The sequence below is a fragment of the Nocardia amikacinitolerans NBRC 108937 genome (assembly GCF_001612615.1).
Lineage (GTDB): Bacteria > Actinomycetota > Actinomycetes > Mycobacteriales > Mycobacteriaceae > Nocardia > Nocardia amikacinitolerans.
On sequence record NZ_BDAU01000009.1, the window covers coordinates 139,209 to 163,983 of the forward strand.

The window sequence follows — 24,775 nt, forward strand, 5'->3', positions numbered from 1 at the left end:
CCGGTCTGATAGATGTCCCGGGCGCATCGTGCTGATCGTCGGTTCGGCCCGGTGCGGGAACTCGGCGGCCTCGAGAGCAGGCGAACGAGCTCTGTTTCGATGCTGTTCTCCGGGCGGTGCCCACAACGGGGAGGAAACCGCCGGTTGATGACCGTGCTGATCATTGGTCCGCTCCGGTGCGGGAATTCCGCGGTTACGAGGGCAGCCGAATGATCCCGGTTCTCCGGGCGGTGCCCAGGGCGGGAACTAGACCGCCGGATGACGTCGGTGGGGTTGTGACCGCTACAGCAGGTCGCTCACGTCGTCGGGAACGTCGACCGCGTACTTGCGCAGGATGTCCATCGAGATCACTTCGAGGGCGTTCTCGTGGGTGGCCGCGAGCACGACGGGCGCGGCGACACCGTCCTCGTGGGCGTGCAGCCAGCGCACCGCGACCACGCACCACCGGTCGCCCGGCTGCAGTCCGGGGAAGTTGTTCTCCGGGCGCGGCGTACTCAGGTCGTTGCCGATGGACGCCTGATGTTCGAGGAACTCGGCCGTGACGACGGTGCACACGGTGTGGCTGCCCAGATCCTCCGGCCCGGTGCTGCAGCAGCCGTCCCGGTAGAAACCGGTCAGAGGATCGGTGCCGCACTCTTCCAGCGGCCCCCCAAGCACGTTTCGATCGGTCACGTCGCCGATCCTATTGTCAGTTCGCGAGAAGTTCCGCAGGACAAGAAATCTCGGGGGCTGTGTCTACGCCTCGCGCGCGGCGTGCTATGTGCACGGCCTTTCCGGCACCGCGACCGAGCGGCCCTGTCCAGCGGCGATGCGGAGTTCTGCAAGGATGGTCGGCGTGAGTTCCGAAGCCTGGATTCTGATAGCCGCGATCGCCGCCCTGCTCGTTGTGGCGTTCGTCGCCGGATTCGTCCTGTACAAGCGCCGCCGCGTCTCGATCACGGCGCCGAAGCCGGAGAAGGAGCTGACCGACCGGTCGGGCGGCTACACGGCGTCGGGCGGGTTCACCTTCAGCCAGGGCGGCGCGGCCACCGCGACACGCCCGGAACCGACCCTGGAACGAACCGATACCGAGGGCCAGCCGCACGTCGGCGACGACGCGGCGATTCCGCGCGACGCGCCGCGGCGCGGCATCACCAACGTGCCGCTGCCGGACGGCGACGTTCTCACCAGGCCGGAGGGGTCGGCCACCGCGCCCGTCGAACCGGAACAGGCGGACGCGACAGAGGCTCCCACCGCGGACCTCGCTCCCGAATCGCAGGCAGCCGATACGCAGGCTCCGACCGACACGCCCATCGACACACAGGCACCTGTCGACACACAGGCACCTGTCGACACACAGGCCCCCGCCGACACGCAGGTCCCGACCGACACGCAGGTCCCGACCGACGCGCAGCCCACCGAGCAGGCCCCGGTCGAGCAGTCCTCGGTCGCCCCGAGCGCCGAGCCGAAGACCCCGGTCGACCAGCCCGCGTCCGACACAGAACTCACCGAGCCCCCCGCGACCGTGGAACCCGCGGTGCCCGACACCGCGGCCGCCGCCGAGACCGCCCCCGCGCTCGAGGAGATCGAACCCACCGCGGGCCGCATGGTCCGCCTCCGCGGCCGCCTATCCCGCTCGCAGAACGCGGTGGGCAAGAGCCTGCTCGGCCTGCTCGGCGGCGGCGACCTGGACGAGGACTCCTGGGAGGAGATCGAGGACACTCTGGTCCTCGCCGATCTCGGCACCGCGAGCACCACCGCCGTCGTCGCCCGCTTGCGCGAGGAAATGGCCGCGCGCAGCGTGCGCACCACCGATCAGGCCAGGGCCGTCCTGCGCGACGTGCTCGTCGAGGCGCTGCGCCCCGAACTGGACCGTTCCATCCGCGCGCTGCCGCACGCGGACCATCCGTCGATCCTGCTGGTCGTCGGCGTCAACGGCACCGGAAAGACCACCACCACCGGCAAGCTGGCCCGGGTCCTCGTCGCCGACGGCCGCCGGGTGCTGCTCGGCGCGGCCGACACCTTCCGCGCCGCGGCCGCCGACCAGCTGCAGACCTGGGGCGAGCGAGTCGGTGCGGAGACTGTGCGCGGCAAGGAGGGCGCCGACCCCGCCGCGGTCGCGTTCGACGCGGTCAGCGCGGGCATCGAGCGCGGTGTCGACGTGGTGCTCGTGGACACCGCGGGCCGCCTGCACACCAAGACCGGCCTGATGGACGAGCTTGGCAAGGTCAAGCGCGTCGTGGAGAAGAAGGCCGAGGTCGACGAGGTCCTGCTGGTGCTCGACGCCACCGTCGGGCAGAACGGCCTGATGCAGGCGCGGGTGTTCGCCGAGGTCGTCGACATCAGCGGCGTTGTGCTCACCAAGCTGGACGGCACCGCCAAGGGCGGCATCGTCTTCCAGGTGCAGCACGAGCTCGGCGTCCCGGTGAAACTGGTCGGTCTCGGCGAAGGCGCGGACGATCTGGCTCCGTTCGAGCCCGGCGCCTTCGTGGACGCGCTGCTCGGCTGAGCCGAGGAATCGTTCGACGGCCGAGCGGGACCGCCCGCTCGGCCGTTCCTCGTTTGCGCATCGATAGCGGACGATCTCGGCCCGCGACCGCCCCGGCGTTCTTTCTCTCGAGACTTCCGCTCCCGCCCTCGAGACTTCCGCCGCGCCGAGCGGTGAACGGAAAGTTTGCGGCGCTGAACTCACCGGTAACCTCTCCTCGCGGTGCGCCGAAACAAAGCTCACAACCTCGGGGAAACACGCGGTGCACAGCACGAAACGTGGAAGCAACACAACCGCGCCATCCGTTCACGCAGGCGAAACACGACAGCTCAACGGATGAAACACCGAATGGCGACCCTTCTGTGCAGGTCCATTTGCCGAAGGCGGCTGGGCCCGAGATGAGGAGGACTTCAAGGTGGCATTTCCCGTAATCGGCGCGCCGGACGCCGGTGACACCGCATGGATGCTGGCGAGTTCAGCACTCGTGCTTTTGATGACACCCGGACTCGCGTTCTTCTACGGCGGCATGGTCCGCAGCAAGAACGTGCTGAACATGATCATGATGAGCATCAGCGCCATGGGACTGGTAACCGTCCTGTGGGCGCTGTACGGCTTCTCCATGACCTTCGGTGAGGACAAGGCGAACCTCATCGGCGACCCGGGACAGTATTTCGGTCTGAAGAGCGTTTTCGGCGGTAGCTACCTTGCCTCCACCGATCCGGCGGCCCCGGCCGCGATTCCGTTGAACGGAACCATTCCGCTGTCGGTGTTCGTCGCGTTCCAGTTGATGTTCGCGATCATCACCGTCGCACTCATCTCGGGCGCGGTCGCCGACCGCCTCAAGTTCAGTTCCTGGCTGCTGTTCGCCGGTATCTGGGTCACGGTGGTGTACTTCCCGGTCGCGCACTGGGTCTTCGCCTTCGACGGCTACACCGGTGAAGAGGGCGGCTGGATCGCCAACAACCTCAAGGCCATCGACTTCGCCGGTGGCACCGCGGTCCACATCAACGCGGGCGCCGCCGGTCTCGTGCTCGCCCTAATCCTCGGCAAGCGCAAGGGCTGGCCGCAGACGCCGTTCCGTCCGCACAACCTGCCGTTCGTGATGCTCGGCGCCGGTCTGCTGTGGTTCGGCTGGTACGGCTTCAACGCCGGTTCGGCCGTCGGCTCCAACGGCATCGCGGGCGCTACCTTCCTGACCACCACCATCGCCACCGCCGCCGCCATGCTCGCCTGGCTCCTGGTGGAGAAGATCCGCGACGGCCACCCCACCTCGCTGGGCGCCGCCTCGGGCATCGTCGCCGGTCTCGTCGCGATCACCCCGGCCTGTTCCTCGGTGAACGTCGTCGGCGCGCTGGCCATCGGCATCGTCGCGGGTGCGCTGTGCGCCCTCGCGGTCGGCCTGAAGTTCAAGTTCGGCTTCGACGACTCGCTCGACGTGGTCGGCGTGCACCTGGTCGGCGGTCTGGTCGGCACGCTGATGGTCGGCCTGGTCGCCGCGCCCGAAGCTCCGGCGGCTGTCGAAGGCTTGTTCTACGGTGGTGGGATCGAGCAGTTGAAGCTGCAGGCTGTCGGTGCCTTCACCGTGCTTGCGTTCTCCCTGGTCGCGACCGCGGTGATCGCTTACATCGTGAAGTTCACGATCGGTCTGCGCGCTACGGACGAGGGCGAGTCGGTCGGCCTGGACGAGTCCGAGCACGCGGAAACCGCATACGATTTCGCTGCTGTGGGTGGCACGGCACGCTCGCTCGTCAAGGAGGCATGACGACATGAAACTGATCACCGCAATCGTCAAACCGTTCACGCTCGAGGACGTGAAGTCCGGGCTGGAGCAGGCGGGCGTGCTCGGCATGACCGTCAGCGAGGTACAGGGTTACGGGCGGCAGAAGGGCCACACCGAGGTCTACCGCGGTGCCGAGTACTCGGTCGACTTCGTGCCGAAGGTGCGGGTCGAGGTCGTCGTGGACGACGCGTCGGTCGACAAGGTCGTCGAGGTGATCGTCGAGGCCGCCCGCACCGGCAAGATCGGTGACGGCAAGGTCTGGGTGACCCCGGTGGAGTCGATCATCCGCGTGCGGACCGGCGAACGCGGTACCGACGCGCTGTAAGCGGAGACAGATGAGCGGCGGCCCCGCTCCCACCGGAGACCCGGTCGGGGCGGGGCCGCACGCATCGAAATGGGCGGTGGGTTGTGGGTAGCAGTAGCGGAAACGGCAAGCGCGGCAACGGCGAGCGGGTCTCCAACGGGGCCGCCGATCTGGTCGCGGCGCGCGATCAGCTGCTCGACGGCGGCGTGCCGCGCAACCCGCGGTTGGATGCCGAGAGCCTCCGGTCCGCGCTGGTCGATCTCTTCGACCTGTGGCTCACCAGCAAGGGCGCCGAACTCGGCATCACCGCCGACAGCGGGCTCGCGGTGGTGGCCGTCGGTGGGCTCGGGCGCAGGGAGATGCTGCCGTACTCGGATCTGGATCTGGTGCTGTTGCACGACGACGTGGATCCGGCGCGGGTGGCCGAGGTCGCCGACCAGCTCTGGTACCCGCTCTGGGACGCCCACATCAAGCTGGACCACAGCGTGCGGACCGTCCCCCAAGCGCTGCGGGTCGCCAACGACGATCTGATCGCGGCACTCGGCATGCTCGAGGCGCGGCACATCGTCGGCGACGTGGAGTTGAGCAACCTGCTGATCGGCGGCGTGCGACGCGAATGGCGTACCGGCATCCGCAACCGGTTCGACGACTTGATCGCCCAAGCCAACGCCCGCTGGCAGCGCAGCGGCGAGATCGCGCACCGCGCCGAGCCCGACCTGAAGAACGGGCGCGGTGGCCTGCGCGATATCCAGCTGCTCGACGCGCTGGCCGTCGCCCAGCTGACCGACGCCATGCCGGGGCTCGGTCCCGACGTGCCCGGCGGCGGCGTGAAACAGGCGCAGCGGCGTTTGCTGGATGTTCGCACGGAGCTGCATCGGGTCGCGGGCCGGTCCCGCGATCAGTTGCGCGCGCAGGACGCCGACGAGATCGGCGCGGCGCTGCGGATCGGCGATCGGTTCGATCTCGCACGCACGCTCAGCGATTCGGCGCGGACCGTCGGCTACTCGGTCGACGTCGGACTGCGCACCGCGGCCAACGCGTTGCCGCGACGCGGTCTGGCCAGGCTGCGCCGGATGCCCGTGCGACGACCACTCGATGAGGGGGTGGTCGAACACGCGGGTGAGGTCGTGCTGGCCAGGGACGCGCGGCCGCAGCGCGATCCCGGGCTGATCCTTCGGGTGGCGGCGGCGTCGGCGCAGACCGGGCTGCCGATGTCGGCCACCACGCTGAACCGCCTGTCCGAGGACGCGCCCGAACTGCGGGAGCCGTGGCCCAAGGACGCGCTCAACGATCTGCTCGTGCTGCTCGGCGCCGGTCGCGGCGCCCTCGACGCGATCGAGGCGCTCGATCGCACCGGGTTGTGGGGCAGGCTGCTCCCGGAGTGGGGCGCGGTGCGTGACCTGCCGCCGCGCGATGCCCTGCACACCTGGACCGTCGACCGTCATCTGATGGAGACGGTGGCCTACGCGAGCGCACTGAGCACCCGGGTCGCCCGCCCGGACCTGCTCCTGCTCGGCGCACTGCTGCACGACATCGGCAAGGGCCGCGCGGGCGATCACAGCGTGGTCGGCGCCGAGCTGGCCACCCACATCGGTCGCAGGCTCGGGCTGTGGCCCTCCGACGTGCGCACGCTCAGCGCCGTGGTGCGCCACCACCTGCTGCTCCCGGACACCGCGACCCGCCGCGACCTCGCGGACCCGGACACGGTGCGGTTCGTCGTCGACGCGCTCGACGGCGACGCCCAGCTGCTGGAACTGCTGCACACGCTGGCCGAAGCCGATTCGCTGGCCACCGGCCCCGGCGTCTGGGGCGACTGGAAGGCCTCGCTCATCGGCGATCTGGTGCGGCGCTGCCGCACGGTCATGGCGGGCTACGAACTGCCGAAGCCCGAGCCCATCGCGCCGGAACTGCTTGCCAAGGCCGCGGCGGGCGGCGTGCACGTCGACCTGAAACCGGGCGAGGGCAAGTTCACCTACGTGGTCACGGTGATCGCGCCGGACACGGCCGGCCTGCTCTCGGACGCCGCGGGCGTGCTCGCACTGCATTCGCTGCGGGTGCTCTCCGCCGCGCTCGGCGGCGAGGGCGCCTCGGCCGTCAACACCTTCGTCGTCTCGCCGAAGTTCGGCGACCCGCCGGACGCCGGTCTGCTGCGCCAGGAGCTGATCAGGGCTATCGCCGGGGATCTCGATCTGACCGCGCTGCTGGCCAAGCGCGAACGCGAGGCGACCGGCGCGGGCCCGAGTCCGTATGCCCAGGCCCAGCCGCGCCTGATCTGGTCGTCCACCACGACGCCCGGCCAGGTGATCCTCGAACTGCGCGCCGAGGACCGCGTCGGCCTGCTGAGCCGGTTGGCCGCCGCGTTCGCGCGCTGCGGCGCGGACGTGCGCTGGGCGAAGGTGGTGACCATGGGTTCGGCCGTGGTCGACGCGTTCTGCCTCGAGCTCGGCGCCGAGGACGGCCCGCAACGCCGTGACGCCATCGAGAAGGCGGTGCTGGACGTGGTGCCACGCCCCGCGCCGAAGCAGGCCGACGACGCCGATTCGTCCGTTTCTTGAGCCGAAAGACCCGCGCCACGGCGCAAACCCCGGCGTTGCGCGCGATTTGCTGGAACTTCTCTCCGTGGGGGCAAGTGACCCCTACTATCAGAGCGTCTGGCTATCGCGAGCACGAGGGGAGCAGGTCGGTGGCAATTGAGGTTGTTTCGGCTTCGATGATGACGAGCGACGAAACCACGCACATGGCGCGGTGTGTCGGCGGAGATCGGTGGGTCGTTTCCTGGTTGCCAGGCCGTACGTTGACCGCGCAGCAGGCGGTGACCGCGATGACGATCGCCTCGACGGTTTCCACCACGCCCGACGCGCCCGAGGGCGCGGACTGGGCGATGCTCGACGATCTGGCGCTCGAGCTAGGACTGACCGGCCGGGAGGCCGCGTACATGGTCCGGCTGGAGAACCACGATTACCGCAAGACTTCCAAACCACGCCGCCGCGCACTCGAATAACTCTCGCGCGCCGCTCGAAGGACGCACCGCCTGCGCGAACACGCGGGCGATCCCATTACGCTGGGAGGAAGTTGACGTCACTCGAGATCAGGAGCGCGATCGGTGTTCGAATCCCTGTCCGACCGGCTTACCGGTGCCCTCAAGGATCTGCGTGGTAAGGGGCGTCTGTCACCGGCCGACATCGACGCCACGTGCCGCGAGATCCGTCTGGCCCTGCTCGAGGCCGACGTCGCGCTGCCCGTGGTGCGCGGTTTCATCGCCAGGATCAAGGAGCGCGCCAAGGGCGCGGAGGTCTCCGCGGCGCTGAATCCGGCCCAGCAGGTCGTCAAGATCGTCAACGAGGAACTGATCGGCATCCTCGGCGGCGAGACGAGGCGGCTGAACCTCGCCAAGACCCCGCCGACGGTGATCATGCTCGCCGGTCTGCAGGGCTCCGGTAAGACCACCCTGGCGGGCAAGCTCGCCAAGTGGCTGAAGGGTCAGGGCCACCAGCCGCTGCTCGTGGCCTGTGACCTGCAGCGTCCCGGCGCCGTCACCCAGCTCCAGGTGGTCGGTGAGCGCGCGGGCGCGCCGGTGTTCGCCCCGCATCCCGGCACTTCGATCGGCGGTGGCGACAACCCGCTCGGCATCTCCGCCGCCGACCCGATCGAGGTCGCGCGCGCCGGTGTCGCCGAGGCGCGAACCAAGCAGTACGACGTGGTCATCGTCGACACCGCGGGTCGCCTCGGTATCGACGAGGAACTGATGCGCCAGGCCGCGGGCATCCGCGACGCGGTGCAGCCGGACGAGACGCTGTTCGTGCTCGACGCCATGATCGGTCAGGACGCCGTCAACACGGCCGAGGCCTTCCGCGACGGCGTCGGCTTCACCGGCGTCGTGCTCACCAAACTCGACGGCGACGCGCGCGGTGGCGCGGCCCTCTCGGTGCGCAACGTCACCGGCGAGCCGATCATGTTCGCCTCCAGCGGCGAGAAGCTGGAGGACTTCGACGTCTTCCACCCGGACCGCATGGCAAGCCGCATCCTCGGCATGGGCGATGTGCTCACCCTCATCGAGCAGGCCGAGCAGGTCTACGACGCGCAGCAGGCAGAGGAGGCCGCGCGCAAGATCGGCAGCGGCGAGCTCACCCTCGAGGACTTCCTCGAGCAGATGCTGGCGATCCGCAAGATGGGCCCGATCGGCAACCTGCTCGGCATGCTGCCCGGCGCGGGCCAGATGAAGGACGTGCTCGCCCAGGTCGACGACAAGCAGCTGGACCGGGTACAGGCCATCATCCGCGGCATGACCCCCGCCGAGCGGGACAACCCCAAGATCATCAATGCCTCCCGCCGCCTGCGCATCGCCAACGGCTCCGGCGTCTCGGTCTCCGAGGTCAACCAGCTCGTCGACCGGTTCTTCGAGGCCAAGAAGATGATGGCCATGATGGGCCGTCAGATGGGCCTGCCCGGTTCGCGCCGCGGCGGCGGCAAGAAGGGCAAGAAAGGCAAGAAGGGCGGTCGCGGGCCGACCCCGCCGAAGGTGCGCGGCGGTCTGCCCGGCATGGGCATGCCGGGCATGCCGCAGATGCCGGCGGGAATGCCCGACCTGTCGAACATGCCCGCGGGTCTCAACGAATTGCCGCCGGGGCTCGACGGTTTCGACTTGTCCAAGCTCAAGTTCCCGAAGAAGTAGGCGCCCGCATCGCCCGCTGCGCCGCGGTGCGATCGTGATCTGTTCGGCGGCTCGGCCTGTGCGGACACCGGTACGCCTCGGCGTGTGCTTGTCGCGGGGTGCCACCGATATCGCGGCCAGATCTGCCATGACGGTGGGTGCGGTCGCCAGGTGAACCGTCGCAGCCGCATGGCTGGGATTGCAAAGAACAGGCACGGAGGCCGGGCCGTCGGTCATCGCGCTGGTTGCCGCTGGGATCGCGGTGGTTCGGTAATGGGCTGTGGTGGCAGGCCGGCCGGATCGGCTGCGCGGCGCGGATCAGGTGTCGTTGTCGGACTGGCTGGTGCTCTGCTGGGATCGCGGTGGTCCGGCAATGGACCGTCGCGGCAGGCCGGGCGGATCGGCTGCGCGGTGCGGATCAGGTGTTGTGGTTGGGCTGGCTGGTGCTGGTTGCCGCTGGGATCGCGGTGGTCCGGTAATGGGCCGTGGTGGCAGGCCGGGCGGATCGGCTGCGGTGCGGATCAGGTGTTGTGGTTGGGCTGGCTGGTGCTGGTTGTCGTTGGGATCGCGGTGGTCCAGTAATGGGCCGTGGTGGCAGGCCGGGCGGATCGGCTGCGCGGCGCGGATCAGGTGTTCTGGTCGGGCTGGCTGGTGCTGCTTGCCGCTGAGATCGCCGTGGTCCAGCCGTGTGCGGCGGTGACAGGCAGCGGCTCGGCTCCGCTCGTCTCCGGGGGCGAGCCGGTCGGGTCCGGAGTAGGTTGAGTGCGGCCGAGGGTGTCGGAGGAGGTTGCGGTGCGTCTACGCGGGGTTGTTCTGCCGGACGACGAGGTGCGCGATCTCTGGGTGCACGACGGGCTGGTGTCCTTCGAGCCCGTACCGGGAGCCGAAACCCTGTGCACCGCAGGGTGGATCGTGCCGGGGCTGGTGGACGCGCACTGCCACGTCGGCATTCGCTACGGCGGCGGTGACGAGACCCGCGAGGGCGCGATCGCCCAGGCGGTGACCGAGCGCGACGCTGGCGCGCTGCTGCTGCGCGACGCCGGGTCGCCGATCGACACGCGCTTCGTCGACGAGCACCAGGAGCTGCCCAAGATCATCCGCGCGGGCAGGCACATCGCGCGGCCCAAGCGCTACATCCGAGAGCTCGGCATCGAACTCGACGACGAACGCGACCTCCCCGAGATCGTGGCCGAGCAGGCGCGCTTCGGGGACGGCTGGGTGAAGATCGTCGGCGACTGGATCGACCGCTCCGTCGGCGACCTGCGCCCGCTGTGGAGCGACGCCATCCTCAAAGAGGCCATCGACGCCGCGCACGCCAACGGCGCCAGGGTCACCGCCCATGTGTTCGGCGAGGACGCGCTGCCCGGGCTGATCGACGCGGGCATCGACTGCCTCGAACACGGCACCGGCCTCACCGACGAGACCATCGAGATGATGGTCGAGCACGGCACCGCACTGGTCCCGACGATGATCAACATCGACACCTTCCCGTCCATCGCCGACAGCGCGGGCAAATTCCCCGTCTACGCCGCCCACATGCGCGACCTGCACCGCCGCGTCCGCCAGACGGTCGCCGCCGCCCACGACGCGGGCGTGCCCATCTACACCGGCACCGACGCGGGCGGCTCCATCCGGCACGGCCGCATCGCCGACGAGATCATCGCGCTGACCGGCGCGGGCCTGTCCGCGCACGACGCGCTCGGCGCCGCCTCCTGGAACGCGCGCACCTGGCTCGATCGGCCCGGCATCGAGCACGGCGCGCCCGCCGATCTCGTCGTCTACCGGGAAGATCCGCGCCTCGCACCGGCGACCCTCAGCGCTCCGGAATACGTCGTCCTACGCGGCCGCGTCTACTGCTCCGCCGACCCCGTCACCGGCCACCGCTGAGCCCGCCCGGTATCACCCTGCGGGCGAGTTCGGCTTCGCGGTCGGCGTCCACCGGCAACTCGTCACCTGCGTCCCACCCGGGATCGTTCTGGTGCCACACACCTTTCGTACGCCTCACATAGGCACCGGCTATGTGAGGCGTGTGAAAAGTGTGTGGGGGCACTCGTGAAGCCTGGCGCGATGAATTCGGCGTACTCGCGTCGTCGGTATTGAGGAAGGCATTCGTACCAGGGAGGTCAGCAGATGCGGGATCTGGTCGTGACGGAAAACATCACGCTCGACGGGGTGATCGATGCGACGGAGGGGTGGTTCACCGTCGGCAACGACGCGGTCGACGACGAATCCGACATCCTCGCGGAACTCATGGGCGGCTGCCTCGCCTCCGCTCGGCCCGGCGCGGGCTGTCGGCGGACTACGTCCGGCTGTGTCTGACCACCACACGGCGGCCTGCGACGCGGCGCTGTTCGGGCGCGTCACCTTCGAGGACATGCGCGGCTACTGGCCGAAGCAGACCGACGACCGGACCGGCATCACCGACGACCTGAACCAGATGGCGAAGTACGTGGTGTCGCGCTCGATGGACGATCCGGAATGGCAGAACTCCACGGTGCTGCGTGGGCTGGACGACGTGCGCGCGCTCAAGGAGCAACCGGGGAAGGACATCGTCTGCACCGGAAGCATCGCGCTCGCGCACCAGCTCATCGAGGCCGAGCTGGTCGACGAGTACCGCTTGTTCGTCTACCCGGTCGTGCTCGGCCGCGGCGCGCGGCTGTTCGCCGAGGGCGCGCGGATTCCGGCGCTGCGACTCGTCGAGAGCAAGCCGTTCCGTTCAGGGGTTGTGCTGCTGCGCTACCGCCCCGCCTGATTCGCGCGAAGTCGCCTGGAGGCGCGGCCGATAGGAAGCGGAGCCTGGAAGCTCAGTTCAGGATTGCGTTGACGGCCGATCCGATGCCGCGCAACCCCGCGCCGACAATACGGAACAGCAGGGGAGCGGCATGGATCGCCGCTTCCGCCGCGACCTCGCCGCCCACCTCACGCGCGGCCTCGCGCTTGAAACTGGTGCGCCTGGTGTTGCGTCGGAAGATCCCCATGACCGGTTATTGCGGCCAGGCCGCGAAACGTTGCAGTGGGGCTGAAACCCGCCGATATCGTCGGCCGGGCCACGTCGCCGGGCGCTGGTGACCGACGTCGCGAGGCGATTTCGGGCGGAGCGGACCGGTCTGGCAGAATGGACCACCGTCCTTCCGGACAGTGTCAGCCCGTCTCCGGTTACGTACCGCGCGGCGGTCACACACTTCAAGCGCGAAACCGGGCTCGCAGACCGTGCGAGTCGCTGAATCGCGCCGTGACCAACTACCTGAAAGAGGCAGATCAGCATGGCTGTTCGCATCAAGCTCACCCGCATGGGCAAGATCCGCAACCCGCAGTACCGCGTCGTCGTCGCGGACGCCCGCACCCGTCGTGACGGCCGGGCCATCGAGTCCATCGGCAAGTACCACCCGAAGGAAGAGCCGTCGCTGATCGAGATCGACTCGGAGCGCGTGCAGTACTGGCTGGGTGTCGGCGCGCAGCCGACCGAGCCGGTGCAGCGCCTCCTGGAGATCACCGGTGACTGGCAGAAGTTCAAGGGCCTGCCCGGCGCCGAGGGCACGCTGAAGGTGAAGCCGGCCAAGCCGTCCAAGCTGGACCTGTTCAACGCCGCGCTGGCCGCCGCCGAGAACGAGCCGGTCGCCGAGGCCGTCACCCCGAAGAAGAAGGCCAAGAAGGAAGAGGCCGAGGGCGAGGCCGCTACTGAGGCTGCCGAGTAGTCGTGAGCGAGCGCAGCGAGCGAACCATCGGCGCAGCCGCCATCGCGGTCGCGACGGAGCCGAGCGCTAGCGAGGTGGAGTCGTGAGCGCCGTAGTGGCCGATGCCGTCGAGCACCTGGTGCGCGGCATCGTCGCCAATCCGGATGACGTCCGCGTCGAGCTGATCACCGGCCGCCGCGGGCGCACCGTCGAGGTGCACGTCCACCCCGAGGACCTTGGCAAGGTGATCGGTCGCGGCGGACGCACCGCGACCGCGCTGCGTACCCTCGTCGCGGGCATCGGCGGCCGTGGCATCCGGGTCGACGTGGTCGACACCGATCAGTAGATGGAACTCGTCGTAGGGCGGGTCGCCAAGTCGCACGGTGTGCGCGGCGAGCTCGTCGTCGAGGTCCGCACCGACGAACCCGAAGAGCGTTTCGCGGTGGGCACCACCCTGCGTGGTCGCCTGCCGCGCTCGTCGGAGGTTCGCGACTTCACCGTGGAGTCGGCCCGCGAGCACTCGGGCCGGCTCCTCGTGTTTCTCGCCGGGATCGCCGACCGCACCGCCGCCGACGCGCTGCGCGGCACGCTGTTCGTCGTGGACAGCGAAGACCTGCCGCCCTCGGACGATCCGGACGAGTTCTACGACCACGAGCTCGAGGGGCTGACCGTCCAGCTCACCGACGGCACGGCCGTCGGAACGGTGACCGAGGTGCTGCATTCGGCAGCGGGAGAACTGCTTTCGGTGCGCGCCGCCGACGACGGCAGGGAGATCCTGATCCCGTTCGTCACGGCGATCGTGCCCACGGTGTCGCTCGCCGACGGGCTGGTGGTCATCGATCCGCCCGAGGGCCTGCTCGATCCCGAGTGATGGACACGACGCGCGCCGCCGCGACCGGGCGCGGGAATCCCGGTGCGACGAAGGGGCTGGGATGAGGATCGACGTCATCACGATCTTTCCGGAGTATCTGGAGCCGCTGCGCACGGCGCTGCTCGGCAAAGCCATCGACAAGGGCTTGATCTCCGTCGACGTGCACGACCTGCGGCGCTGGACGCACGACGTGCACAAGTCGGTCGACGATTCGCCGTACGGCGGCGGGCCGGGCATGGTCATGAAGCCGACCGTCTGGGGCGACGCGCTGGACGAGGTGTGCCCCGACGACGCCCTGCTCGTTGTGCCCACCCCGGCGGGCGTCCCGTTCACCCAGGCCACCGCCCAGCGCTGGGCCGACGAGCAGCACCTGGTCTTCGCCTGCGGCCGCTACGAAGGCATAGATCAGCGCGTGTTCGACGACGCCGCGCGACGGGTGCGCGTCGAAGAGGTCAGCATCGGCGACTACGTCCTCATCGGCGGTGAGGCCGCGGTGCTGGTGATGACCGAGGCCGTCGTCCGGCTGCTGCCCGGCGTGCTCGGCAATCAGCAGTCCCACCAAGAGGATTCGTTCTCCGACGGCCTGCTCGAAGGACCCAGCTACACCCGGCCCGTCAGCTGGCGCGGCCTCGACGTGCCACCGATCCTGCTCTCCGGCGACCACGCGAAGGTCGCCGCCTGGCGCCGCGAACAGTCGCTGGCCCGCACCCGCGAACGCCGACCGGACCTGCTGCCGCCGGAGTGAGCCCGATTCTCAGTCGGGCAGCTGTGCCGTCGTGATGCAGAACGGGTGCCCGGCCGGATCCAGCAGGACCCGCCACCGGTCGCCCGGCTGGGTCGGCGCGGGTACCGCACCCAACGCGAGCGCGCGCTGCTCGCACGCGTCCAGGTCGTCGTCGGCCGCCAAATCCAAGTGCACGATCGAGCTGCCGGGCCACACCGGCGGCTTGTAGTCCGGGATCCGCTGCGCGATGACCGCTAGACCGGACGGGATGCGGATCGCCGCGCTGCGTTCCTTGTTCCACAGCGTGTGCCCGCCGAGCAGATCGAGGTAGAACCGCGCGAGCGCATCGGGGTCGGCGCAGTCCAGGGACAATCCCGCGATACGGAAAGGCTCTGTCACGCAAGGGAGTGTAGGGCGGGCCACATCACCACTCCGACCCGGGAGCCCCGCAACGCCCACCGCATTCCCTTGGCGGCCGGGCGAATTGGCCCGAACACCGGAAACGCCGACGACCGAAGAGGCGCAAGGCGATTCGAGACCGAACCGGCGAGGGCCTGAACTCAGGGGAGAAGGCCGAGGCGGCGGGCGGTGACGACGGCCTCGTGGCGGGTGCTCGCGTCCAGTTTGGTCATGGCGTTGCGCAGGTAGCTCTTCACCGTTTCCGCGCCGAGCGAGAGGCGTTGGGCCGCTTCCTGATTGGTGCAGCCGAGCGCGATCTCGGCGAGCACGTCCAACTCCCGGCGGGACAGGCGCGGCGCGTCGGGAGCGGGTTCGCCGGTGAGCGCCCGGCCGAGACGATCGCAGATTCCGTGCAGACGGGCGCGCAGTTGCTCGTCGGTGGCCGTGCGCGCCAAGCCGCGTAGTTCGGCGCCGATGTCGCGCAGTTCCTCGGTGACGGCGGGCGCGGTGTCCGGCGTCGGCGTCGTCATCTCCAGCAGGCGCAGCCGCCGATCCACCTCGTCGCGGATCGCGAACTCGGTGGCCAGCCTTTTGCCCGCCTGCATCATCAGATCGGCGGTCCGGTCGCCGAGGGGGCTCGCACCGCGCGTCGCGGCGTAGAGCACCGCGCGCGACCGATCGTCGACGACCACCGGCACCGCGAGCACCGAACGGATGCCCTCGCCCGAGACCGGAGCGTCGTAGTGGTGGGTGATGGAGACGGCGTTGCGGTAGTCCGCCACCGACGCTGGCCTGCGCATATCCATGACCCGGCCGCCGAGGCCCGAACTGCGCAGCACGGTGAGGCCGCGCAGCCCGTTGGTCATCGTCCCGACGAATTCGGTGAGCAGCAACGCATCCTCGTGCACCTCGCCACCGAATACGACAGGAACGCCCGCCCGGTGCGCCACCCAGCGGATCTCGGCGCGCAGCGCGTCCGCGTCGCGGGGCCGCAGCAGGGAAGTGGTGGTCAAACGACTCACCCCTTTTCGGGGGTAGTGACGAACGTGATGCAACCCACATCCTAGGGGACACGAGGGTGGCGTGGATCACCGACGAGGAGAGGCGAGATGAGCACGGACCTGGACGCGCGGGTGCGCGAGCTGCTGGAGGGTTACGACGGACCGGAGGCGTGTGCGGCGGAGCTGCTGTGCGACCGCCATCCGGCGGACCGCGTCGCGTTCACGGTGGTGGACGCCGACCTGAGCGCCACCGACCTCACCTACGGTGAACTGCGCGAGCGTTCGGCGCGGTTCGCCGCGGCGCTGGCCGGACTCGGGGTCGGGCGCGGCGATCGCGTCGCCACCCTGATGGGCAAGTCCGCGGACCTGATCGTCGCGTTGCTCGGCATCTGGCGCCGCGGCGCGGTGCACGTGCCGCTGTTCACCGCGTTCGCGCCGCCCGCCATCGCCTTCCGCCTGACGGCCAGCCGCGCCGCGCTCGTCGTCGCGGACGCCGATCAGGCCGCGAAGCTGGTGCCCGGCGACGACATTCCGGCCGACGCGCCGTGGCGACTGGTCGTCGCGGGAGCGCCCGAGAAGGTCGGACCGGACACGTTGCGTTTCGCCGACCTGCTCGACGCGTACGCCGCCGACGACCCGCGCGCCGCCGCGGTCGCGGTCGGTGGTGCCGGACTGCTCGTCCAGCTGTTCACCAGCGGCACCACCGGCACCCCGAAGGGCGTGCCGATCCCGCTGCGCGCGCTGGCGTCCTTCCACGCGTATCAGGAGTTCGCGCTGGACGTCCGCCCCGACGACGTCTACTGGAACGCCGCCGATCCCGGCTGGGCCTACGGGCTCTACTACGCGATTTTGAGCCCGCTCGCGTCGGGCACTCGAAGTCTGCTGCTGCACGCGGGATTCTCCGCACCGCTGACTTGGCGGGTCCTGGAGCGCTTCGGGGTCACCAACTTCGCCGCCGCGCCCACCGTCTACCGCGCCCTGCGCGCCGACGACACCACGCCGCCAACGGGTTTCGCGCTGCGCCGCGCCTCCTCCGCGGGCGAACCGCTCACCCCCGAGGTCGTCGCCTGGTCGGCGCGGAACCTGGGCGTCGCCGTTCGCGACCACTACGGGCAGACCGAGCACGGCATGGTCATCTGCAACGCCTGGCACGACGAGCTCAGCGCCGCAGCCCCGCTCGGGTCGATGGGCAGGCAGCTGCCCGGCTGGACCTGCGCCGTGCTCGCCGAGGACGCCGACGTCGAGGCCGCGCCCGGCGAACTCGGCCGGGTCGCGATCGACACCGAGCGCAGCCCGCTGCTGTGGTTCCTCGGCTATCTGGACGCCCCCGAGCGCACCGCACAGCGCTACACCGCCGACGGCCGTTGGTATCTCACCGGCGACGCCGGATCCCGTGACGCCGACGGGTTCTTCCACTTCTCCGCGCGCGACGACGACGTGATCATCATGGCCGGCTACCGGATCGGCCCGTTCGAGGTGGAGAGTGTGCTGGTGCTGCACGACCAGGTGGCGGAGGCCGCGGTGGTCGGTCTGCCGGACGAGCTGCGCGGCGAAGTGCTCGAGGCATTCGTGGTGTTGCGCAACGGATCCGCGGGCAGCGCCGAATTGGCCGCCGAGCTACAACAACTGGTGAAAGAGAAGTTCGCGGCGCACGCCTATCCGCGCCGGGTGCATTTCGTGACGAGCCTGCCGAAGACGCCCAGCGGCAAGGTGCAGCGTTTCGTGCTGCGGCAGCAGGGAGGTGCGCGATGACTCCCGCACTGCCGAGCTACGCCTCGGGCACCTCGGACGCGCCGCTGCTCGGCGACACCATCGGCGCCAACCTGGACCGCACCGCCGCGGCGCATCCGGATCGGGAAGCGTTGGTGGACTTGCCGACCGGACGCCGCTGGACCTACCGCGAGCTCGTCGCCGCGGTCGACACGATCGCGTCCGGTCTCGCCGCCCGCGGTCTCGGCAAGGGTGATCGCGTCGGCATCTGGGCGCCCAACTGCGCGGAGTGGTTTCTCGTGCAGTACGCCACCGCCAAGCTCGGCGCGATCCTGGTCAACATCAATCCGGCCTACCGCACCAGCGAACTCGGCTACGTGCTGCGCCAGGCCGGGGTTCGGATGTTGATCGCCGCGCCGGAGTTCAAGACCTCGGACTACGTCGCCATGATCGAGGAGGTCCGGCCGGAATGTCCCGGCCTGGACCAGGTGCTGATCCTCGGCGGCGCGGACTGGGCCGCGGTGGCCGACGCGCCGGTCGACGCCGAACGGCTGGCTGCCGTCGCGGCGACGCTGTCGGCGGACGATCCGATCAACATCCAGTACACCTCGGGCACAACGGGTTTCCCGAAGGGCGCCACGCTGAGCCATCACAACATCCTGAACAACGGCTACTTCGTCGGTGAGCTGTGCGGGTACACCGAACAGGACCGGATCTGCGTTCCGGTGCCCTTCTATCACTGCTTCGGCATGGTGATGGGCAACCTGGCCGCCACCAGTCACGGTGCGGCGGTGGTGATTCCGGCACCGTCCTTCGACCCGGCCGCCACCTTGGAGGCGGTCGCGCGGGAGCGCTGCACCTCCCTCTACGGCGTGCCGACGATGTTCATCGCCGTGCTCGCCGAGCTGGACGCGGTCCTCGAAAAGACCGGAGAGACACCGGATCTGTCGACCTTGCGCACCGGCATCATGGCGGGTTCACCGTGTCCGGTCGAGGTGATGAAGCGGGTCATCGATCGGCTCGGCATGCACGAGGTCTGCATCTGCTACGGCATGACGGAAACGTCTCCGGTCTCCACCCAGACCCGCCGCGACGACGACCTCGATCGCCGGACCGCGACCGTCGGCCGCGTCGGCCCGCATCTCGAGGTCAAGATCGTCGATCCCGCAACGGGATTGACCGTCCCGCGCGGCGAGCCCGGTGAACTGTGCACCCGCGGCTACTCGGTGATGCTCGGCTATTGGGATCAGCCTGACAAGACCGCCGAAGCCATCGATGCGGCCCGCTGGATGCACACCGGTGACATCGGCGTGATGGACGCCGACGGCTACATCGCCGTGACCGGCCGGATCAAGGACATGGTCATCCGCGGCGGCGAGAACATCTACCCCCGCGAGATCGAGGAGTTCCTCTACACCCACCCCGACATCCTGGACGCCCAGGTGATCGGCGTGCCCGACGCGAAGTACGGCGAGGAACTCATGGCCTGGATCCGCATGCGCGAGGGCGCCACCCCGCTGGACGCCGAGGCCGTGCGCGCCTTCTGCACCGGCAAACTCGCCCACTTCAAGATCCCGCGCTACGTCCACCTGGTCGACGAATTCCCGATGACCGTCACCGGCAAGATCCGCAAGGCCGAAATGCGCGAGATGGCAAAGGAACTCCTCGACTGACTGCCGACCCGTACCCGATCTCTCGAGGACAAGGTCAGCCGGGCGCGCAAACCCGGCTGGCCGCACCCCGAGAAGCCTCGGCGACAACTGATCTCCGAGGCCGGACAATCCACCGACCACGTGGAAACCCGCGCGGGCTTTGATCGAGCCCAATGGGCGCAGCCGGACGTAGTCCGTCGTCAGCCCACGCACGGCCCGAGCGAATGCGGAGGTACGCCTACCGCAGCGCCAACTGATTTCGCGAGCCTCGAGCGATTCACCGAGCAGCCTGAAACCCGCGCGAGCCCTGATCACGGGCACGACCAAGGCGACAACTGATTGCGCGAGGCCGGGGTAACTCACGGGCACACCAACCCATCGAGCCGACCTGAGGATCTCGCGACAATGGATGGGCGAGGCCGGGGTAAATCACTGGCAGACGAACCCATCGAGCCAACCTGAGGATTACCAACGCGACAACTGATCTCGCAAGATCCGGGTAACTCACCGGGTACGCCCAAAACCCGAGCGGCCCCCAACCGCCGCCCCGGCACGAAACTCCCGCGGCACTAACGACCGGCCTGAGGCTCGGGGAGGCGGGGGAGCTAGTGTTGCGGGTCGTGACGACAGCGCCCGAGATCGCCAGTTCAGAGCCGAACAGCACCGACACGACCGCCGCCGCACCCACAGGCGCCCCGCTGGCCAGCGTGGGCAGGCGTATCGCCGAGGAACTCGGTGTGCGCGAGAGCCAGGTCCGCGCCGCCGTCGAACTGCTGGACGCGGGTTCGACCGTGCCGTTCATCGCGCGTTACCGCAAGGAAGTGACCGGCGGGCTGGACGACGCCCAGCTGCGCCAGCTCGACGAGCGGCTGTCCTACTTGCGTGAACTCGACGAGCGCCGTGGCGCGATCATCGAATCCATCCGTGGCCAGGGCAAACTCGACGACGCGCTGCTCCAGCAGTTGATGCTCGCCGAGACCAAGGCCCGCCTCGAGGACATCTATCTGCCGTACAAGCCGAAGCGGCGCACCAAGGCGCAGATCGCGCGGGAGGCCGGTCACGAGCCGGTGGCCGACGCGCTGATCAATGATCCGGCCACCGATCCCGCGCAGTACACCGCCGAGCAGCTCGACGGCGCCCGCGCGATCCTGGTCGAGCGGTTCGCCGAGGACGCGGATCTGGTCGGCGAACTGCGCGAGCTGATGTGGAACCGCGGCCAGATCACCTCGACGGTGCGGCCGGGCAAGGAGGAGGCGGGCGCGAAGTTCGCCGACTATTTCGAGTTCAGCGAACCGTTCCACAAGCTGCCCTCGCATCGCGTGCTCGCGCTGTTGCGCGGTGAGAAGGAGGACGTGCTCACCCTGCACCTCGAGCCGGACACCGAAGAGCCAGAGCCCGGTGAGCGCAGCATCTACGAAGGTCGCATCGCGGTGCGGTTCGGCATCGCCGACAAGGGCCGCCCCGCCGATTCCTGGCTGCTGGACACGGTGCGCTGGGCGTGGCGCACGAAGCTCCAGGTCAGCCTCGGCATCGACACCCGCATGCGGTTGCGTCAGGCCGCGGAGAAGGACGCGGTCGACGTGTTCGCCGCCAACCTGCGCGATCTGCTGCTCGCCGCGCCCGCGGGCACCCGCACCACGATGGGCCTCGACCCGGGCTACCGTACCGGCGTGAAGGTCGCGGTCGTCGACGCGACCGGCAAGGTCGTCGCCACCGAGGTCATCTACCCGCACAAGCCGCAGGGCCAGACGGAGAAGTCGCTCGCGGTGCTCGGCGCGCTGGTCGCGCGGTTCGGCGTGGAGCTCATCGCGATCGGCAACGGCACCGCCTCGCGGGAGACCGACGCCCTTGCCGCCGAGCTGATCTCGCGGATCCCCGAGAACAAGCCGACCAAGATCGTGGTCTCGGAGGCGGGCGCGTCGGTGTACTCCGCCTCGGCCTACGCCTCCCAGGAACTGCCGGACATGGACGTCTCGCTGCGTGGCGCCGTCTCCATCGCGCGCCGCCTCCAGGATCCGCTCGCCGAGCTGGTGAAGATCGACCCGAAGTCGATCGGCGTCGGCCAGTACCAGCACGACGTCTCCGAGACGCTGCTTGCCCGCTCGCTCGGCGCGGTGGTCGAGGACGCGGTGAACGCGGTCGGCGTCGACGTCAACACCGCCTCGGTGCCGCTGCTCTCCCGTGTCTCGGGCATCGCCTCCTCGGTGGCGGAAAGCATTGTGGCGCATCGTGACCAGCACGGTCCGTTCCGCAGCCGCACCGCACTGCTGGACGTGCCTCGGCTCGGCCCCAAGGCGTTCGAACAGTGCGCGGGCTTCCTGCGCATCCGCGGTGGCGACGACCCGCTCGACACCTCCGCGGTGCACCCCGAGGCCTACCCGGTGGTCCGACGCATCCTGGAATCCACCGGCCGCGGGATGTCCGAGCTGATCGGCAACACCACCGTGTTGCGCGCGCTGCGGCCCGCGGAGTTCACCGACGAGAAGTTCGGTGTCCCGACCGTCACCGACATCATCAGCGAGCTGGAGAAGCCGGGCCGCGACCCGCGTCCGGAGTTCAAGACCGCCGAGTTCGCCGCGGGTGTGGAGAAGGTCGCCGACCTGAAGCCCGGCATGGTGCTCGAGGGTGTGGTCACCAATGTCGCGGCGTTCGGCGCGTTCGTCGACGTCGGCGTGCACCAGGACGGTCTTGTGCACGTCTCGGCCATGTCGCACAGCTTCGTCAAGGATCCGCGCGAGGTGGTGAAGTCCGGCGACGTGGTGAAGGTGAAGGTGCTCGAGGTCGACGTCGCCCGTCAGCGCATCGGGCTCTCCCTGCGCCTGGACGACGAGCCGGGCGCGCCAGCGAAGAACGAGCGCGGCGGCAACCGCGGCCAGGGCGGCGGACGTCAGGGCGGCGACGGCAAGCAGCGGCAGAATGGTCAAGGGCGGCAGCAGCAGGGCCGCGGCCAGGGCAACCAGCGGCGCAACGCCCCCGCGCCGAGCGGTTCCATGGCCGACGCGCTGCGCCGGGCCGGTTTCGGACAGTAGGCGCCAGCGCGGGGCGGAGGGATGTAGGCGGCCATGCGACGGTGGCTCGAAGACGATGTGATCGCGCAAGGCCGCCTACCCCTGCTGTGCTTCCTCTTCGGCTTCATCGTCGGGTTCCTGTTCATCCGGCTCAGCGTCCGGATGATCAGGGCCAAGGTGCGCTGGTGGCCGGGCAATCTGCGGGCGGGCACCGTGCACATCCACCACATGGTGTTCGGCGTGATCCTGGTGCTCGGCTCCGGGCTCGGGCTGGTCGCCGTCTTCGAGAACGGCAGCAGCGCCACCGCGGGCGCGTTGTCGGCGGCCTTCGGCGTCGGCGCCGCGCTGGTCCTCGACGAGTTCGCGCTGATCTACTACCTGCGCGACGTGTACTGGGAGGAACAGGGCCGCACCTCGGTGGACGCCGTGTTCGTCGCGCTCGCGGTGACCGGGCTGCTGCTGCTCGGCTTCCATCCGCTGTCGCTGTTGGAGATCAACGACTTTCGCGCGTCCATCGGCACCGGCGCGCGGATCGTGGCGACCGTGTTCGCGCTCGTGAACCTGATGCTCGCCGCGATCGTCATCGCCAAAGGCAAGATCTGGACCGGCCTGTTCGGCATGTTCTTCCCGCCGCTGCTCGTGGTCGGCGCGCTGCGGTTGAGCAGGCCGGGCGCGCCGTGGGCACGGTGGCGCTACGGTGACCGGCGTCGGTTGATGTACCGGGCGATCGTGCGGGAACGCCGGTATCGCAGGCCGGTCATCCGGGCCAAGATCTTCGTACAGGACCTCGTCGCGGGCAAGCCCGATGTCGAGCACGTGCGCACGGCGGCGGAGGCGGAGCTGACCAGGACGGTCGTGCCCGCGCCGCCCGCCCCGCACCGGCACCACCACCTACCGTGGTCGGCCGATCACGACGAGGAGCGCTGACCCGCGTTCATCGACGGTCGTCGGCCCGGACCAGATCGAGTCGCGCGAGACGTTCGGGATCGGACAGGATGTCGATCTGCGCGATCCGGCCGTCCGTCACGGTGAAGCTCATCACCGACATCGGCTTTCCCTCGGCCGTATTGAGCAGTCCCGCAACGCCGTTGACCAGGGCCGGGTGGGTGTCGTAGAGGTTGGACATCCGGTGGAACGTGTCGAGCATCGCCGCCACCCGCTCCGCGCCGCGCACCACGCGCAGGCCGCCGGGCACCGTCGCGCCGCCATCGGCGTGCAGCACCACGTCCGGATCGAGGATCGCAAGCAGCGCGTCGAAATCGCCGCCGCGCGCCGCGCTCAGGAACGCGTCGACGACGCGGCGCTGGCGGGGCAGATCGGGATCGGGCACCGGCGCCCGGCCGCGAACACGGTTGCGCGCGCGGCTGGCCAGCATCTTGGCCGCGGCGGGCGACTTGCCGACGATCGGCGCGATCTGGTTGAACGGCATCGCGAACATGTCGTGCAGCACGAACGCGAGCCGCTCGGCCGGATTCAGCGACTCCAGGACAACCAGCAGCGCCATGCCGACCGAATCCGCCAGCAGCGCTTGGCCTTCCGGATCGGTGCCGTCCTCGATGCCGACCACCGGGTCCGGCAGGCGCTCCGCCATCGGCTCTTCCCGGCGGGAAGTGCGCGCCCGCAGCATGTCCAGGCAGACACGGCCGACGACGGTGGTCAGCCAGCCCGCGAGGTTGTCGATCTCGGCGGCATCGGTCCTGGCCAGTCGCAGCCACGCCTCCTGGACCGCGTCGTCGGCCTCGGCGACCGAGCCGAGCATGCGGTAGGCCACCGCGGTCAGATGCGGCCGATGGCCCTCGAAGCGCCCCGCCAAAAATTCGTGGTCGTTCACGTCGTGTCCTCTCCGTTCGACGTACTGACGAACCCGAGTCGCCGGACGTAACAGCGCCGGGGTTTCCTGTGCGCTACGTCACACCCGGTCACCTTTCCGCGCTCCCCTCCGTCATCCAGTCGAACAGCGAGCAGGCGATGCGTGAAAGGCGCGGCGCCGATCGGATGAACGAGAGGCCGAAAGATGAAGACAGCAACGCCGATTCGCACGGAATTCATGACGACCCCGACCGAAGACGGTGCGTCGCACCGCGGATCCCGCGCGCGGATGATCGCCTTCGGTGGCGCCACCGCCCTTCTGATGACCGAATCGGTTGTCGGCGCGTATTGGGATCTCGCGCGAATTCCGTACGTACAGGACACTTTCGAGCGTCTCGAATACCCGCTCTACTTCGCGACCATCATCGGCGCGGCCAAGGTCGCAGCAGTTGGCGCGGTGCTCGCGCCCGGCACGCCGCGATTGAAGGAATGGGCTTACGCCGGACTGGCTTTCGTCTACGGCGGCGCCGCCCTTTCGCACCTGGCCGTCGGCGACCCTGCGGCCGCATCGATATCCCCGCTGGTCTTCCTCGGGCTGACCGTCGCGTCCTGGGCGCTGCGTCCGCCCGCCCGGCGCGATCCGAAACCGCTGCCCGAAGCGTGGTCCGCGCTGCGCCGATTCGGCCGCGCCTAGCAATTCTTTCGAAACAGCAGACAGGAGAAGA

Annotated in this window: 24 protein-coding genes; 19 read left to right on the forward strand and 5 right to left on the reverse strand. The window is 69.4% G+C overall.

The window, feature by feature from the left end; translation table 11 throughout:
- Positions 1–282 precede the first annotated feature (282 nt).
- Positions 283–672, reverse strand: a complete 390-nt coding sequence (locus tag NAM01S_RS08705) for a DUF2237 family protein (RefSeq protein ID WP_019048221.1) — start codon at positions 670–672, stop codon at positions 283–285.
- A 163-nt stretch (positions 673–835) separates the two neighbouring features.
- On the opposite strand from NAM01S_RS08705, the gene ftsY reads away from it, so the two are divergent.
- The 10 genes from ftsY to NAM01S_RS08745 all read left to right on the forward strand — a co-directional run bounded on the left by ftsY (position 836) and on the right by NAM01S_RS08745 (position 11,954).
- Positions 836–2,488 carry a signal recognition particle-docking protein FtsY gene (ftsY, locus tag NAM01S_RS08710; RefSeq protein WP_067782676.1) on the forward strand — a complete coding sequence of 551 codons (1,653 nt, stop codon included), beginning with the start codon at positions 836–838 and terminating at the stop codon, positions 2,486–2,488.
- 442 nt (positions 2,489–2,930) lie between these two features.
- The gene (locus NAM01S_RS08715; RefSeq protein ID WP_174554792.1) at positions 2,931–4,229 is read left to right on the forward strand and encodes an ammonium transporter; all 1,299 of its coding nucleotides are present in this window, start codon (positions 2,931–2,933) and stop codon (positions 4,227–4,229) included.
- Positions 4,230–4,233: 4 nt separating this feature from the next.
- Entirely contained in the window at positions 4,234–4,572 is a 339-nt protein-coding gene (locus tag NAM01S_RS08720) for a P-II family nitrogen regulator (protein WP_067782130.1), read from the forward strand.
- Between the two features lie 83 nt (positions 4,573–4,655).
- Complete coding sequence (locus tag NAM01S_RS08725; RefSeq protein ID WP_067782133.1) at positions 4,656–7,106, forward strand: [protein-PII] uridylyltransferase; 2,451 nt, start codon at positions 4,656–4,658, stop codon at positions 7,104–7,106.
- 158 nt (positions 7,107–7,264) lie between these two features.
- The gene (locus NAM01S_RS08730) at positions 7,265–7,552 is read left to right on the forward strand and encodes a hypothetical protein (RefSeq protein ID WP_372508152.1); all 288 of its coding nucleotides are present in this window, start codon (positions 7,265–7,267) and stop codon (positions 7,550–7,552) included.
- 102 nt (positions 7,553–7,654) lie between these two features.
- Entirely contained in the window at positions 7,655–9,223 is a 1,569-nt protein-coding gene (gene ffh, locus NAM01S_RS08735) for a signal recognition particle protein (RefSeq protein ID WP_067782138.1), read from the forward strand.
- A gap of 567 nt (positions 9,224–9,790) precedes the next feature.
- Positions 9,791–9,964 carry a hypothetical protein gene (locus tag NAM01S_RS34850; protein ID WP_157107646.1) on the forward strand — a complete coding sequence of 58 codons (174 nt, stop codon included), beginning with the start codon at positions 9,791–9,793 and terminating at the stop codon, positions 9,962–9,964.
- A 30-nt stretch (positions 9,965–9,994) separates the two neighbouring features.
- Positions 9,995–11,089 carry an amidohydrolase family protein gene (locus NAM01S_RS08740; protein WP_067782680.1) on the forward strand — a complete coding sequence of 365 codons (1,095 nt, stop codon included), beginning with the start codon at positions 9,995–9,997 and terminating at the stop codon, positions 11,087–11,089.
- A gap of 243 nt (positions 11,090–11,332) precedes the next feature.
- Positions 11,333–11,521 carry a hypothetical protein gene (locus tag NAM01S_RS36445; RefSeq protein WP_253798523.1) on the forward strand — a complete coding sequence of 63 codons (189 nt, stop codon included), beginning with the start codon at positions 11,333–11,335 and terminating at the stop codon, positions 11,519–11,521.
- Entirely contained in the window at positions 11,514–11,954 is a 441-nt protein-coding gene (locus tag NAM01S_RS08745; protein WP_253798520.1) for a dihydrofolate reductase family protein, read from the forward strand. The genes NAM01S_RS36445 and NAM01S_RS08745 overlap by 8 nt, the downstream gene beginning before the upstream one ends.
- A gap of 52 nt (positions 11,955–12,006) precedes the next feature.
- On the opposite strand, the gene NAM01S_RS34855 is transcribed toward NAM01S_RS08745, so the two are convergent.
- The gene (locus NAM01S_RS34855; RefSeq protein WP_157107647.1) at positions 12,007–12,180 is read right to left on the reverse strand and encodes a hypothetical protein; all 174 of its coding nucleotides are present in this window, start codon (positions 12,178–12,180) and stop codon (positions 12,007–12,009) included.
- Positions 12,181–12,465: 285 nt separating this feature from the next.
- Between NAM01S_RS34855 and rpsP the strand changes: the two genes are divergently transcribed.
- The 4 genes from rpsP to trmD all read left to right on the forward strand — a co-directional run bounded on the left by rpsP (position 12,466) and on the right by trmD (position 14,492).
- A complete protein-coding gene (gene rpsP / locus NAM01S_RS08750) occupies positions 12,466–12,897 on the forward strand; it encodes a 30S ribosomal protein S16 (protein WP_067782140.1) in 432 nt (143 codons plus the stop codon).
- 82 nt (positions 12,898–12,979) lie between these two features.
- A complete protein-coding gene (locus NAM01S_RS08755; protein ID WP_067782143.1) occupies positions 12,980–13,222 on the forward strand; it encodes an RNA-binding protein in 243 nt (80 codons plus the stop codon).
- Positions 13,223–13,747, forward strand: coding sequence for a ribosome maturation factor RimM (rimM, locus tag NAM01S_RS08760; protein WP_067782146.1), 525 nt, complete (start codon positions 13,223–13,225; stop codon positions 13,745–13,747). It abuts the gene before it with no gap.
- 61 nt (positions 13,748–13,808) lie between these two features.
- Positions 13,809–14,492 carry a tRNA (guanosine(37)-N1)-methyltransferase TrmD gene (trmD, locus tag NAM01S_RS08765; RefSeq protein ID WP_067782152.1) on the forward strand — a complete coding sequence of 228 codons (684 nt, stop codon included), beginning with the start codon at positions 13,809–13,811 and terminating at the stop codon, positions 14,490–14,492.
- Between the two features lie 9 nt (positions 14,493–14,501).
- Here trmD and NAM01S_RS08770 read toward each other — a convergent pair whose 3' ends face one another.
- Positions 14,502–14,870 carry a VOC family protein gene (locus NAM01S_RS08770; protein ID WP_067782154.1) on the reverse strand — a complete coding sequence of 123 codons (369 nt, stop codon included), beginning with the start codon at positions 14,868–14,870 and terminating at the stop codon, positions 14,502–14,504.
- Between the two features lie 161 nt (positions 14,871–15,031).
- Positions 15,032–15,883, reverse strand: coding sequence for a helix-turn-helix transcriptional regulator (locus tag NAM01S_RS08775; RefSeq protein ID WP_067782156.1), 852 nt, complete (start codon positions 15,881–15,883; stop codon positions 15,032–15,034).
- A 96-nt stretch (positions 15,884–15,979) separates the two neighbouring features.
- Between NAM01S_RS08775 and NAM01S_RS08780 the strand changes: the two genes are divergently transcribed.
- The 4 genes from NAM01S_RS08780 to NAM01S_RS08795 all read left to right on the forward strand — a co-directional run bounded on the left by NAM01S_RS08780 (position 15,980) and on the right by NAM01S_RS08795 (position 23,168).
- A complete protein-coding gene (locus NAM01S_RS08780; RefSeq protein WP_067782158.1) occupies positions 15,980–17,623 on the forward strand; it encodes an AMP-binding protein in 1,644 nt (547 codons plus the stop codon).
- Positions 17,620–19,254 carry an AMP-binding protein gene (locus NAM01S_RS08785; protein ID WP_067782160.1) on the forward strand — a complete coding sequence of 545 codons (1,635 nt, stop codon included), beginning with the start codon at positions 17,620–17,622 and terminating at the stop codon, positions 19,252–19,254. The genes NAM01S_RS08780 and NAM01S_RS08785 overlap by 4 nt, the downstream gene beginning before the upstream one ends.
- Before the next feature lie 617 nt (positions 19,255–19,871).
- Positions 19,872–22,262, forward strand: a complete 2,391-nt coding sequence (locus NAM01S_RS08790) for a Tex family protein (RefSeq protein WP_176579725.1) — start codon at positions 19,872–19,874, stop codon at positions 22,260–22,262.
- 33 nt (positions 22,263–22,295) lie between these two features.
- Positions 22,296–23,168 carry a hypothetical protein gene (locus tag NAM01S_RS08795; RefSeq protein ID WP_067782162.1) on the forward strand — a complete coding sequence of 291 codons (873 nt, stop codon included), beginning with the start codon at positions 22,296–22,298 and terminating at the stop codon, positions 23,166–23,168.
- 7 nt (positions 23,169–23,175) lie between these two features.
- Here NAM01S_RS08795 and sigJ read toward each other — a convergent pair whose 3' ends face one another.
- Complete coding sequence (sigJ, locus tag NAM01S_RS08800; RefSeq protein WP_067782165.1) at positions 23,176–24,072, reverse strand: RNA polymerase sigma factor SigJ; 897 nt, start codon at positions 24,070–24,072, stop codon at positions 23,176–23,178.
- A gap of 183 nt (positions 24,073–24,255) precedes the next feature.
- On the opposite strand from sigJ, the gene NAM01S_RS08805 reads away from it, so the two are divergent.
- On the forward strand, positions 24,256–24,744 hold the full coding sequence (locus NAM01S_RS08805; RefSeq protein WP_253798518.1) for a DoxX family protein: 489 nt from the start codon (positions 24,256–24,258) through the stop codon (positions 24,742–24,744).
- Positions 24,745–24,775 lie beyond the last annotated feature (31 nt).